Raw genomic sequence first — 12110 nt, 5'->3', positions numbered from 1 at the left:
GCTAAGACCATTTCTGCCCTCCCAAGACCGTGGAACATTTCCGCAAGAGGCTTTCACCGATACGGAAAACTCCTTGCGGGGTCGGTTTGTCTTGGCCAAAATGAAGCATCGGTCGGAGCACCCTGATCGCTTTTTTTTACAAAATTGAAACTAAATACATCAAGTTACCGAGGAAAACATGTCACAACCAAAAGAAATTCTGCTGCACGTCGGCCACGGCAAAACTGGCACCAGCTTCTTGCAGTCGGTTCTGGCAGCTTCCAGTGACGCATTGCATTTCCGGCAAATATGCTACCCGATAAGCAGCTCTGATCGGGAGCGCGCCGCAAAAGGACTTACGACTTCAGGAAACCTGCCAAACGGTGAAAATTCCTGGGACAGAATGTTGATGCAGGCAAATGATATTGCTGGCATGAGCTTGCTCGTCTCGAATGAGAGCCTGTTTCAACGCCTCTTCGACACCATTGCCGAGGATATTTCTTCGCGGCATCCCGGCGTCCCGGTTTCCGTGTTGCTTTTCGTGCGTAACCCCTTGGAAAATGTCGCAGCGAGCTATAGCCAAGCTGTGAAAAGCGGCAATCTGGCCCTCTCGTTCGAGTACGCTTTGAACAACCCCCATAACGACAATATCTCAAGGGCCATCAAGTTCTCAGAAGCGTGTAAAAAAGCAAATTTCAAACTTACAGTTCACAATTACTCGCATGAACGAAATAGATTGCTGACACTCTTTTCGGACTGGTTATGTCAACCGGAATCCACGTTTGTCTTGCCACCGGTCCGCGTCGTCAACCGCTCACTGGATATAGCCGAGCTGGAAATACAGCGAGCTATGAACAAGTACCTGCCTGTGGATGGTGCATTTCTGGCTCAGACCATGTCGGCGCGCCTTCCGCCGACCGCAAGTTCCAAACCCAAGGCATCGCGAGTAGCTTTGGAAACGTACTGCGAGGAAATTGGCGAGCGGATCAAGCAAGGCAACGCATATTTTGGCCGCGAGCTCTATTACAAGGAGGATATCGAACCTTATGTCGAAGGCCCGCAAGACCAGCAAATCTGCCTAAGCAGGGAACAGCTGGACGTAATGATGGAAACCTTAGCCGCGCGCATACGGATGTTGTCCCGTTCAAGTTGAGGGCCGTTCCCCGCGAAAGCCTCCTTTCGAACCAAACCACAATCGGAAAATGCCGTTGTCAATTGCGGCGCAGTAACACTTAACCCGCTTTGGTGGCACAGATCTTCGTTACCCGCCCCCAGCGTCTATCCTGATCGAGTTTGACAAACCAAAGGCCCAGGCCCATCAAACCACCGTCAGTGCCGAAGAGTTGGCGGGCCCCGGTCTGCTTCGGTCCAAGCAAGCTAGTCGTACCACTTGCCCATCTTCACCTCGACATCCGTGCCCACACGTTTGGCGAAAGCTTCCGGATCCTGGGTGCCGCCGTCCCGGCCGCGGTAGTGGTAGGGATAGACATATGTCGGTGCAAATTCGGACACCGCCGAAGCCGCGGCATTCACGTCCATGGTGAAGGGCAGGTTCATGCAGACAAAGGCCAGGTCGATGTCCGACAGCTGCCGCATCTCGGGAATGTCCTCGGTATCGCCAGAGATATAGACCCGGAACTTGTCGAAGTTCAGCACATATCCGTTGTCGCGGCCTTCGGGGTGAAAATTCTTGCGCTCTTCGGTCATGTTGTAGGCCGGGATCGCTTCGATGTTCATCCCGGCAAACTGCGCCATTTCCGCGTTGGCCACAGCAGTTGCCTTGCCCTTCAGGTCATCGGGCAACATGTCAAAGACGGCCGGGTTGGTGATCAATTGGGTGGTCTCCCCCACCAGAGCGGACAGGGTTTCTGCGCTGTAATGGTCCCCGTGCTCGTGGGTGATCAATACCAGATCCGCGGGCGGGAAATCCGCGTATTGCGCCGCATCGCCCACCGGGTCGACGTAAATCGTGCCCTTGGGCGTCTCCATGACAAAGGAGGCATGGGAGACCGGATGCACGGTGATGGGGCCCGCTTCGGTGTCGAAGGTATCGCCCGCATGGGCTGCGGCACGCGCGGCATAGGGCAAAAGCGTGACAACCCCGGCTGTCGCAGCGGTGGTGACAAGGAAATGGCGACGTGTCTGTGACATTGTGATCCTCCTTCTGGGTCAAGCAGGAGATAGGCGGCTGCCCCCCTTTGTCAAAACCGGGGGAGCGTAAATTCGGCGTCGCGCGCCTAACGGTCATCCCCCATGTCTGCAGCGTCCCCCATGTCCTCTTCCTCGATATGGGCATGTGCCGCCGCAGTGACCGCCTTGCGGTCTTCTTCGCTCAGGTTCTCGACCTTGCCATCGGCCAGGCGCACGGTCACTTCGCGGTGGGCGAATTTGATGCCTTCGCGTTCGAACAGGGCGCGGATGTCCTCATAGACCTTCTTGCGCACCAGCCATTGATCCCCGGGCTTGGTCATGAACTTGACCCGGATGATCATGGCGCTGTCCTGCATCTCGATCACGCCCTGGGATTTCAGGGGCTGGATGAAGTTGTCCCCGATCACCGGGTCATCCAGCAGTTCCTGCCCCAGTTTCTTGATCAGCTTGCGGACCTTTTCCACATCGGTGTCATAGGTCACCCGCAGCGGCAGTTTCATCATCACCCAATCGCGGGAATAATTGGTGATCACCTGCAGTTCACCAAAGGGAATCGTGTGCAGCGCGCCCAGATGATGGCGCAGCTGGAAGGACCGGACGGAGATCTTTTCGACCGTGCCCTTGACCTCGCCCACGTCCAGATACTCGCCCTTGCGAAAGGCGTCGTCGAACAGAAAGAACGCCCCGGCAAAGATGTCGCGCACCAGCGCCTGGGAGCCGAAGCCGATCGCCACCCCGACGATCCCGGCACCGGCAAACAGGGGCCCGACATTGATCCCCATCTCCATCAGCACGATCAGCAGAAGCGTCACCACCACGAGGATCAGGATGAAGTTGCGAAACAGCGGCAACAGGGTCGCAAGCCGGCTTGCCGAAGACCCGCCGCCTTCATCGCCCAGTTCGACTTCCTTTTCATCCCCGGTTTCCTCGGCGATCTTGTTGTCGATCCAGATCCGGAAGGCGTGATAGACCACGTAACCGACAAAGATGATCACCAGGATGTCGAGAAACCGGTCGGCATAGCTTTCGACCATCTGCGCGCCGTCGTTGTCCCAGATGTAGAAAAACGCATAGGCCCCCGCGACAAAGGCAAGAATGCCGGCAACCCGCCCGGCAAGACCTTCGAAGGTGTTCAGCCGGTGGCGCGGTATCAGGCCCATGCGCGCCTCTTCCTCGGCCACGGCGGCACGGGTATCGGCCAGTTCCTCGCTCAGCCGCGCCGCTTCAATTTCGGAGATTTCGGACTGCGCTTCCAGTGCGGCCGCCAGCTCGGCCTCCTGGGTTTCTTCCTCGGCCAGTTTTTCGTTCATGCGGCGCATCGCGCGGGCGCGGGCGAAACTGCGTTCGATCAGATAGTTGATCACACCGTAAACCACGATGATCGACATCATGATGCCGTAGGCCCCCGCGATCAGCGGAATGGAGGACGGGTTCCCAAGGACCAGATCAGCGGTCAGTTCCAGCCAGGCAAAGATGACGTATATGATCATCCCCGGCGCCCATGCACGCGACAGGAACCGCACGAGGAAACTGCATTCCTCCAGAGATTTCCCGTTCCGCAAAGCGAGGCTGACTGCGCGGCGGTTGATCAGGACCATCAGGATGTTCATCAGGACGATACCCGCCGACATCATCGCGCTGAGAAAGGCATAGACCTCGTAGTTCAGGCCCAGCTCACCGATCCAGATGCCGAAAAGAATCGCGCAGATGTCCAGGACGGCCAGGATCCATATCCACCTGTGCAGCCGTTTTGCGTCGCGGTCGCTGAAATGCGGGATCCGGTACTGGCTCAGAAAGGGCGAAAGGATCATCCGCCAGATCCCCGCAACCAGGCGGCATGCAAAATAGCCGATATTGATCAGACTGACGGTAAATTGCATCGCCGTGTCTTCCAGGGTGCCAAAGATCGCGAACCCCAGGATGTAGGCCACCAGCATCGAAACCAGGATGCCCACGACGCCGACGGCAAAGCGCATGACGAGGAAGGGCATTTTTTCCACATAGCCCTGCGGGTTTTCCATCACGCGGGAGGTAACAAATCCCTTCGCGATCCGTCTGCCAAACACATATCGTTCGAACAGCGACCCGACCGCAAACAGGGCGAGGCACAGCAGCAATGTCTTGCCAAAGGCCCAAATGGTGCCATCCGGGCTGGCCGCGCGCAGGATATAGGCGACTTCGTTGAAGGCGGCAGGCAGCAGTAACAGCCGGTCTACAAGGGCGGCCCGGAGCTGCACCGCCCGGTCCTGTGCGGCCATCAGCGGTGATTTCCCTGCCGGCTGCTCTGCCGTGGTTTCCGCAGCCTCGGTGGTGCCCTGGGTCAGCAAGTTGCCCTCGGTGTCGATCACCACCACGCCCACACCATTTTCGGCGGCCTGCCGGATGATCCGGTCGATGTTTTCCTCGCTGGCGGAGGGGGCAGCCTTTTCCTTGCTCAGCAGCGGCCCCAGCCCCTGCGCCTGCGCATCGGGGGCGGCCAGGCAGATCATCAAGGCCATGATGAGAAAGGTAAGATAGCGCATGATGGCCCCCAAATTCAATTTTACTACGCTAAGTCAGGCGACACACCATTGCAATCGCCGCCCCGGTGCGGCAGGGCCTCGGGCCAAATATCAGTGCAGATGTTTTACAAGCCCATATAACTTGTGCCATATCGGAATGCAGGCGCCACGGGCTGCCACACTAGAACCGGAAAGACCGCCCATGATGCACCCTGCCTGCTTCAGCCGCCCAACGCGCAGCCAGACCAGCCAGCGCCCCGTCCAGATGACAGACCCGGTGAACCGGGAAAGCAGTTTCCCAGAACAAGCGGGAAATCGGGCTGCGTCCTGATGCGATCAGGACCGGCACCGCTGCACATGGAACGAATGACCCACACCGTCACGATGGCCCGCAAGGCAACGTCGCGCAGGATCATGTTCTACAGTCATGACACCTTTGGGCTGGGCCATTTGCGCCGGTCCCGCGCGCTGGCCACCGCCCTGACAAAGGGCGATGACAAGGCTTCCGCAATCATCCTGACCGGATCGCCCGTGGCAGGGCGATTTACCTTTCCCGAACGGGTCGATCATATCCGCCTGCCGGGTGTCACGAAACTGCCGGACGGATCTTATGTCAGCCAGACGCTTGGCATGGACATCGACCAGACAACGTCACTGCGGGCGGGGCTGATCCAGACCTCGGTCGAGCAATACCAGCCGGACCTGCTGATCGTGGACAAGGAACCAACCGGCTTTCGCGGCGAGCTGCTGCCGACGCTGGAGTGGCTGCATGCCAAGGGGAACATACCCTGCGTCCTTGGACTGCGGGATGTGCTGGACGAACCGGAGGTCATCGGGGCCGAATGGGCACGCAAGGGCGCGATCGAGGCAACAGAGCGGTTTTATGACGAGATCTGGGTCTATGGCGCACGCGATGTCTATGACCCGACCGAGGGGCTTCACCTGTCGGAGGCCGCCCGCGCGCGGTTGCACTGGACCGGCTATCTGCGCCGCACTGTCACTGACGCCTCCGAGGTGCCGGACAGGCCCTATATCCTGATCACCCCCGGTGGCGGCGGCGACGGGGCCGCCATGGTGTCGCTGGTTCTTGAAGCCTATGAAAACGACCCCTCCCTGGGGCCGGACGCGGTGCTGGTCTACGGCCCCTTCCTGTCTGGCGAAGTGCGCGCGGCTTTCGACGCACGGGTGGCCAAACTGGGCGGGCGCGTCATCGCGACAGGATTCGACAGCCGGATCGAGGCGCTTTTTGCCCGGGCCGAAGGTGTGATCTGCATGGGCGGCTACAATACCTTTTGCGAGGTGCTCTCCTTTGACAAGCCGGCGGTGATCGTGCCGCGCACCAAACCCCGGCTGGAGCAGTGGATCAGGGCGAGCCGTGCGGAACAGCGCGGGCTGGTGCGGATGCTGGATGAAACCCGCGATGGGATGACCGCCGCGTCGATGATCGCGGCCATCCGCAACCTGCCGCGGCAGGGCAAGCCATCGGAAGCCGGAGCAGACGGGCTGCTGGAAGGTCTGGATGTCGTGGTCGCGCGGGCCCGTGCCCTGATGGCCGGGGAGAACAGCAAATGAACGTCGGAAAGCTGGCTGTCGTGGTCAAGGGCTGGCCGCGCCTGTCAGAGACGTTTATCGCGCAGGAACTGGTCGCGCTGGAAGAGGCCGGTCTGCAGTTTGACATCTGGTCGCTGCGGCATCCGACCGATCACAAGACGCATCCGCTGCATGACCGCCTGCAGGCCCAGGTGCGCTATCTGCCGGAATACCTGCGCGATGAACCCGCCCGCGTGGCCCGCGCGATGGGTGCTGCGGCCGACATGCCCGGTTTTGACGCGGCCGCTGCAGCCTATGCTGCCGATCTGAACCGTGACGACACGCCCAACCGCCGCCGCCGCTGGGGGCAGGCCTGCGTGATGGCGCATGAACTGCCGCAGGATGTGGCGGGCCTTTATGCGCATTTCCTGCATACGCCCTCCTCTGTCGCGCGCTATGCGGCCATTCTGCGGGGGCTGCCCTGGTCCTTCTCCGCCCATGCCAAGGACATCTGGACGTCGCCGGATTGGGAATTGCGCGAAAAACTGTCAGGCCAGCATCACGGTGCCGCCTTTGGCGCGACCTGCACCGCCTTTGGTGCGGCGCATCTTCAAGGGCTGGCCGACACGCCCGAGCGGGTCGATCTGGTGTATCACGGGTTGGACCTCGCACGGTTCCCTGCCCCACCAGAGCGGAAACTGCGCAAACCGGGTGACCCGTTCCAGATGATGTCAGTGGGGCGGCTGGTCGAGAAAAAGGGTTTTGACAACCTGATTGACGCGCTGGCCCTCTTGCCCGCTGAAATCGACTGGCACTGGACCCATATCGGCGGCGGGGCGCTGGACGCGCAGATGCGCGCGCGCGCCGAAGCGCATGGTATCAGCGACCGCATCACCTGGCGCGGGGCCTGCGACCAGCCCGAGGTGATCGCGGCGATGCGCGCCGCCGATCTCTTTGTCCTGCCCTCGCGCATCGCGGCGGATGGCGACCGCGACGGCCTGCCAAATGTGCTGATGGAGGCGGCCAGCCAGAAGCTGCCGATCCTCAGCACGCCGGTCTCCGCCATCCCCGAATTCATCGACACCGGTGTGCATGGCGTGCTGAGCGATGACGCACCGGCGACACTGGCCGAGGCCATGGCCGGTTTCGCCGCAGACCCGGTGCGTGCGGCAGCGATGGCCGATGCCGCCCTTGCACGGCTGACCTCGGATTTCCTGATGCAACCGGGGATCGCACATCTGAAAAAGCGCCTTGTGGCGATGCTCGCGCCGGCAAGATGATGCGGCTGGCGTTCTATGCTCCCCTGAAACCGCCTGACCACCCCACGCCCTCCGGTGACCGGGCAATGGCGCGGGGGCTGATGACGGCGCTTGAAAGGACTGGCGCTGAGGTAACCCTTGCCAGCACCCTGCGCAGCAGGGACGGCAGCGGAGACACCGCACTGCAAGCCAGTTTGTTTGCGCAGGCAGAGGAGCAGATCGCGCGCCTGATCCCGCAGGGCCGCCGGGAGCGTTGGCAGGCCTGGGTCAGCTATCACAATTACTACAAGGCCCCCGACCTGATCGGCCCCGCTGTCGCAGGGGCATTGGGCATTCCTTATCTGCAGGTCGAATCCACCCGTGCGCGCAAGCGGCTGGCAGGCCCCTGGGCCGATTTCGCAGCCGCTGCAGAATCGGCGGCAGATGCCGCAGCGGTGATTTTCTACGTGACGGCCCGTGACGCCGAAACCCTGCGCCGCGACGCACCGACCGGGCAACACCTGATCCACCTGCGCCCGTTCCTGTGCCGCGACACATTGCCAGATGCCGCAGCTTTGAGTGGTCCGATGCTGAGCGTCGGCATGATGCGCGCGGGGGACAAGCTGGCCTCCTACCGCATCATCGCGAAGACCCTGACGCTGCTGGAAGGCGACTGGGCGCTGGAGATCGCAGGCGATGGTCCGGCGCGCGCGGAGGTGGCGGCGCTGATGGCACCTTTTGGTGACAAGGTACGCTTTCTCGGTGCGCTGACGGAAGACGCGCTGCAGGGCGCCTATGCCCGCGCTTCCCTGCTGTTCTGGCCCGGCGTGAACGAGGCTTTTGGCCTGACCTATCTCGAAGCGCAGGCGGCGGGCCTGCCGGTCGTGGCACAGAACCGTCCCGGCGTCCGCGACGTGCTGGCACCGGGCATATACCCCGCGCCCGAGGACGGGGCAGCCGCCCTGGCCCATCGGCTGACGGCTTTGCTGGCAAAGCCTGAGCTTCGCCAGGCCGCCGGGGCCGCCGCAAGGGATCACATCGCAGCCCACCACCTGCTGCCCGCCGCGATGCAATGCCTGGGCAGGGGCCTGTCCGCTGCGGGGGTGGCGGCATGAGCCGCCTTGCCCTCTTGCGCCACGGCCACACGGAATGGAACCGCGCGGGCCGCATTCAGGGCCGCACCGACATCCCGCTTGATCCCGAAGCACGGGCGCAACTGGCGCTGCTGTCCTTGCCGCCCCCCTGGGACCGCGCCGCGATCTGGTCCAGCCCCCTGCGCCGCGCGGCAGAAACGGCACAATTGGTCAGTGGCCGCGCCCCGACAACCGACCCGGCCCTGACGGAAATGGACTGGGGCAGCTGGGAGGGGCAAAAACGCCCCGACCTGCATGCCGACCCGGACTGCGACTATCGCCCGATTGAAAACTGGGGCTGGCACTATGCCCCGCCCGGCGGCGAAAGCCCCGCCGAGGTCCGCGCGCGCCTGCTGCCCTGGGCAGAAGCGCTGACGGGAGATGCGGTGGCAGTTTGCCATATCGGCGTGATGCGGGTGCTGCTGGCCCATGCCCATGGCTGGGATTTCGACGGTCCCGCCCCCTTTGCGGTGAAGCGCAACAGGCTCTACATCATCGACATAGACCCCTCCGGCTGGCGCCCCCGCGCCGAGCCGCTGCGCCTGACGGAGACGGCACCATGAAGGTGATGATTGTCGTAACCCACCTGCTGGGCACCGGACATCTGTCCCGCGCACTGACCCTTGCGCGGGCGTTCCGGCAGGCAGGCCACAGGATCAGCCTGGTGTCGGGCGGGATGCCTGCGCCGCATCTGCAGGACGCCGATGTTCCCCTGCATCAGCTGCCGCCGGTGCGCTCTGACGGTGTCGACTTCACCCGTTTGCTGGACATGCAGGGCGATGTGGTGACCGACAGCGCGCTGTCCCGGCGTCAGGCCGCCCTGCTGGATCATTTCCACGCCGAGGCCCCGGATGTGCTGATCACCGAGCTCTTTCCCTTTGGCCGCCGCATCCTGCGCAAGGAATTCCGCGCCTTGCTGAGTGCGGCGCGCGGGAGCGCTGGCAAGCCGCTGATCTGCGCCTCCATCCGCGACATCCTCGCGCCGCCGTCGAAACCCAGGAAGGCCGCGTTCGCCGATGAGATGATCGACACCTATTATGACGCGGTGCTTGTGCATTCGGATGCGGCGATCACGCCCCTGAGCCTCAGCTGGCCGGTATCAGAGGTGCTGCAACCCAGGCTCAGATACACCGGTTTCGTGGCCCCGCCCCCTGCCCCGGCACATCCCAAAAGTGCCGGCGCGGAAGAGGTGATCGTCAGCGCGGGGGGCGGCGACGTGGGCGCGGAGATTTTCGCCGCCGCGCTGCAAGCCGCCAGACGGGACCCCGACAGGCAATGGCGGCTGCTGCTGGGCGGAACCAAGGCAGCGGAACGCGGCGCGCAGATGGACGCCCCCGCCAATGTGGTGATCGAACCCGCGCGTCCGGATTTTCGCCAGATGCTGCACCACGCGGCGGCCTCTGTCTCCATGTGCGGCTATAACACTGCGCTGGATGTCTTGCAGACCGGCTGCCGGGCGGTCTTCATCCCCTTCGATGCGGGCAGCGAGGTGGAACAGGGCATCCGCGCCGAGGCGCTTGCCAAACGCCCCGGCATTGCGGTGGTGCGCAGCGCCGATCTGACGGCAGAGACCTTGCTGCAGGCGCTGCTTGAGGTCACCGCAGCCCCGCGCCCCGCCGCGCTGCATCAGGGGCTGGACGGGGCGGCGCGCACGGTCGAGATCGTGTCAGAGATGCAAGGGGCGCAGTCATGAGCCCCGATTGGTCCCCCCTGAACGATGAGCTGGCCATCTGGCGGGCCGAGGGCCGGGATTTGCCGCTTTGGTGGCGGGATGACGACGCGACGGAGCCGACGGCAGCGCTGGAACAACTCCTGCACCTGGCGGAAGCGCTGGGGATGCCGGTGCACCTTGCCGTGATTCCGCAACCTGCCACAGCGGCCCTGGCAAAGGTCATCGGCACCAGCGCCCATGCGACGGCGCTGGTGCATGGATGGGCCCATCTGAACCATGCGCCCGAGGGGCAGAAGAAGGCCGAGTTTGGCCATGCCCGCCCGGATGCGGCCGAACAGGCGCAAGCGGGGCTGGACCGCCTGCGCGGACTTCTTGGGCCAAAGCTGTTCGAGATGTTCGTGCCGCCCTGGAACCGCATCGACCCCGCCCTCATCCCGCGCCTGCCCGATCTGGGCTATCGCGCGCTATCGACCTATACTCCCCGCCCCGCCCGCGATGCGGCACCCGGGCTGGTGCAGATCAACACCCATATGGATCCGATCCATTGGCGTGGCGGCGGCGGGTTGGTCGATCCGGACAGCCAGATTACCGCCCTCCTCCGGCACCTGCAGGACCGCCGCAGGAGCCGCGCGGATGCGGCCGAGCCGCTGGGCTTTCTCACGCACCACCTGGTGCATGACCCCGCGATCTGGGACTTTACCCGCGCCTGCCTGTCGACCCTGCTTGCGGGCGGTGCCAGACCTGTGAACCTCATCTCCCTGAAAGGACCCCTGCCATGAGCCGTCTTGACTCCATGCGCCGCCGCCTGACCGCCCAGATCGACGGCATCAACTGGGCCGCAGGGCAGATCGAAGGGCTGGAGGGCGATGTGCTGGAACTGGGTCTGGGCAACGGGCGCACCTATGATCACCTGCGCGAGGTCCTGCCCGGCCGGCGCATCTGGGTGATCGACCGCGAGATGAACGCCCATCCCTCCTGCGTGCCCCCGGCGGAAAATTTCCTGCAAGGGGATGCCGACCGGATGCTGATGCAGATGGCCCGGAGCGGGACAAAGCTGGCGCTGGTGCATTACGAGCTGGGCATCGGTGTGGCCGAGAAGGACGCCGCCAAGAGCCGCGCCATGAGCCCGCTGATCGCGCCGCTGATGGTGCCGGGCGGGCTGGTCATCTCGCAGGATCCGCTGGAGGGGTTCGAGCGCATCGCAGGGCCGGAGACGGTGGCAGGGGACAGATACCTGTTTTACCGGGTCTAACGCTTTTTCACGAATTCCGTCAGGATCACGATGCGCTGCCCCTCGACCCGGCCTTCGATATGGGCGGGATTGTCGGGCACCAGCGAGATTCGATGGACGGCCGTGCCACGCTTGGCGGTAAAACCCGCGCCCTTCACGTTCAGATCCTTGATCAGCACCACGGTGTCACCGGTGGCAAGCGGCACGCCGTTGCTGTCCTTGTGGTCTGTCCCCTGCGGCACGTTATCGGCCCATGCGCGGGTCTCGTCATCAAGGTAAAGCTGTTCGGCGAGGTCACGCGCCCAGTCCGTATCCAGCCGCTTGAGAATGCGCGCGGCCAGAACCTGCAGCGCCGGGTCCTCTGACCACATGGTGGAGGCCAGCGGGCGGAAATGATCCGGCGGCGTGTCCGGGTCCGCACATGCGGCGCAGATCTCGACGGAGGCACCATCGGGGCCGCCGGGGACGGGCGTTTCGATAAGCGGGGTGTTTTCGGTGGTACAGAGCGGACATGTCATGGGGATGGTGTAAGTTTCGCCGGTCGGGGGTGCAATTGAATTGTGTCATTGAAGGGGACTGCCGCGCCCGAACCGAGGGGCGGGGTTAAGCGAAGCGCCCGCCCCGTGTGGGGGTGAGGCAGGGTCCGGCATAGCCGGATTGAACAGTCCGGGGGAC

11 protein-coding genes are annotated in these 12110 nt (G+C 63.2%); 8 read left to right on the top strand and 3 right to left on the bottom strand.

Annotation, left to right across the window (positions count from 1 at the left end; genetic code table 11):
- Positions 1-178: 178 nt before the first annotated feature.
- Positions 179-1132: a hypothetical protein gene (locus tag PVW51_RS06655; protein ID WP_274574168.1), complete on the top strand. Its 954-nt coding sequence runs from the start codon at positions 179-181 to the stop codon at positions 1130-1132.
- A gap of 224 nt (positions 1133-1356) precedes the next feature.
- On the opposite strand, the gene PVW51_RS06650 is transcribed toward PVW51_RS06655, so the two are convergent.
- Both PVW51_RS06650 and PVW51_RS06645 read right to left on the bottom strand, forming a co-directional pair.
- The gene (locus PVW51_RS06650; protein ID WP_274574167.1) at positions 1357-2130 is read right to left on the bottom strand and encodes an MBL fold metallo-hydrolase; all 774 of its coding nucleotides are present in this window, start codon (positions 2128-2130) and stop codon (positions 1357-1359) included.
- A gap of 86 nt (positions 2131-2216) precedes the next feature.
- Complete coding sequence (locus PVW51_RS06645) at positions 2217-4652, bottom strand: mechanosensitive ion channel family protein (protein WP_274574165.1); 2436 nt, start codon at positions 4650-4652, stop codon at positions 2217-2219.
- A 345-nt stretch (positions 4653-4997) separates the two neighbouring features.
- Here PVW51_RS06645 and PVW51_RS06640 point away from each other — a divergent pair, with 345 nt between their 5' ends.
- From PVW51_RS06640 to PVW51_RS06610, 7 genes are read left to right on the top strand one after another with little or no spacing between them, the layout of a single operon-like run.
- Positions 4998-6203: a glycosyltransferase family protein gene (locus PVW51_RS06640; RefSeq protein ID WP_274574163.1), complete on the top strand. Its 1206-nt coding sequence runs from the start codon at positions 4998-5000 to the stop codon at positions 6201-6203.
- Positions 6200-7441 (top strand): glycosyltransferase family 4 protein, encoded by a 1242-nt coding sequence (locus PVW51_RS06635; protein ID WP_274574161.1) that lies wholly within the window; start codon positions 6200-6202, stop codon positions 7439-7441. The genes PVW51_RS06640 and PVW51_RS06635 overlap by 4 nt, the downstream gene beginning before the upstream one ends.
- Entirely contained in the window at positions 7438-8514 is a 1077-nt protein-coding gene (locus tag PVW51_RS06630) for a glycosyltransferase family 4 protein (protein ID WP_274574158.1), read from the top strand. The genes PVW51_RS06635 and PVW51_RS06630 overlap by 4 nt, the downstream gene beginning before the upstream one ends.
- Entirely contained in the window at positions 8511-9095 is a 585-nt protein-coding gene (locus PVW51_RS06625) for a histidine phosphatase family protein (protein ID WP_274574155.1), read from the top strand. The genes PVW51_RS06630 and PVW51_RS06625 overlap by 4 nt, the downstream gene beginning before the upstream one ends.
- On the top strand, positions 9092-10225 hold the full coding sequence (locus PVW51_RS06620) for a glycosyltransferase family protein (RefSeq protein WP_274574153.1): 1134 nt from the start codon (positions 9092-9094) through the stop codon (positions 10223-10225). Before PVW51_RS06625 ends, PVW51_RS06620 begins: the two co-directional genes overlap by 4 nt.
- A complete protein-coding gene (locus tag PVW51_RS06615; protein ID WP_274574151.1) occupies positions 10222-10983 on the top strand; it encodes a polysaccharide deacetylase family protein in 762 nt (253 codons plus the stop codon). Before PVW51_RS06620 ends, PVW51_RS06615 begins: the two co-directional genes overlap by 4 nt.
- Positions 10980-11456 (top strand): class I SAM-dependent methyltransferase, encoded by a 477-nt coding sequence (locus tag PVW51_RS06610; protein WP_274574149.1) that lies wholly within the window; start codon positions 10980-10982, stop codon positions 11454-11456. Before PVW51_RS06615 ends, PVW51_RS06610 begins: the two co-directional genes overlap by 4 nt.
- Here the strand turns inward: PVW51_RS06610 and PVW51_RS06605 are convergent.
- On the bottom strand, positions 11453-11953 hold the full coding sequence (locus tag PVW51_RS06605; RefSeq protein WP_274574146.1) for an alkylphosphonate utilization protein: 501 nt from the start codon (positions 11951-11953) through the stop codon (positions 11453-11455). The two genes, PVW51_RS06610 and PVW51_RS06605, sit on opposite strands and share 4 nt — an antisense overlap.
- Positions 11954-12110 lie beyond the last annotated feature (157 nt).

Source organism: Sulfitobacter sp. PR48, from assembly GCF_028807335.1.
GTDB lineage: Bacteria > Pseudomonadota > Alphaproteobacteria > Rhodobacterales > Rhodobacteraceae > Sulfitobacter.
This window is presented reverse-complemented; position numbering and strand designations above follow the sequence as displayed.

Coding starts and splice junctions, on each gene's coding strand:
- PVW51_RS06655 (WP_274574168.1), top strand. CDS start 179: ATGTCACAACCAAAAGAAATTCTGCTGCACGTCGGCCACGGCAAAACT.
- PVW51_RS06650 (WP_274574167.1), bottom strand. CDS start 2,130: ATGTCACAGACACGTCGCCATTTCCTTGTCACCACCGCTGCGACAGCC.
- PVW51_RS06645 (WP_274574165.1), bottom strand. CDS start 4,652: ATGCGCTATCTTACCTTTCTCATCATGGCCTTGATGATCTGCCTGGCC.
- PVW51_RS06640 (WP_274574163.1), top strand. CDS start 4,998: ATGACCCACACCGTCACGATGGCCCGCAAGGCAACGTCGCGCAGGATC.
- PVW51_RS06635 (WP_274574161.1), top strand. CDS start 6,200: ATGAACGTCGGAAAGCTGGCTGTCGTGGTCAAGGGCTGGCCGCGCCTG.
- PVW51_RS06630 (WP_274574158.1), top strand. CDS start 7,438: ATGATGCGGCTGGCGTTCTATGCTCCCCTGAAACCGCCTGACCACCCC.
- PVW51_RS06625 (WP_274574155.1), top strand. CDS start 8,511: ATGAGCCGCCTTGCCCTCTTGCGCCACGGCCACACGGAATGGAACCGC.
- PVW51_RS06620 (WP_274574153.1), top strand. CDS start 9,092: ATGAAGGTGATGATTGTCGTAACCCACCTGCTGGGCACCGGACATCTG.
- PVW51_RS06615 (WP_274574151.1), top strand. CDS start 10,222: ATGAGCCCCGATTGGTCCCCCCTGAACGATGAGCTGGCCATCTGGCGG.
- PVW51_RS06610 (WP_274574149.1), top strand. CDS start 10,980: ATGAGCCGTCTTGACTCCATGCGCCGCCGCCTGACCGCCCAGATCGAC.
- PVW51_RS06605 (WP_274574146.1), bottom strand. CDS start 11,953: ATGACATGTCCGCTCTGTACCACCGAAAACACCCCGCTTATCGAAACG.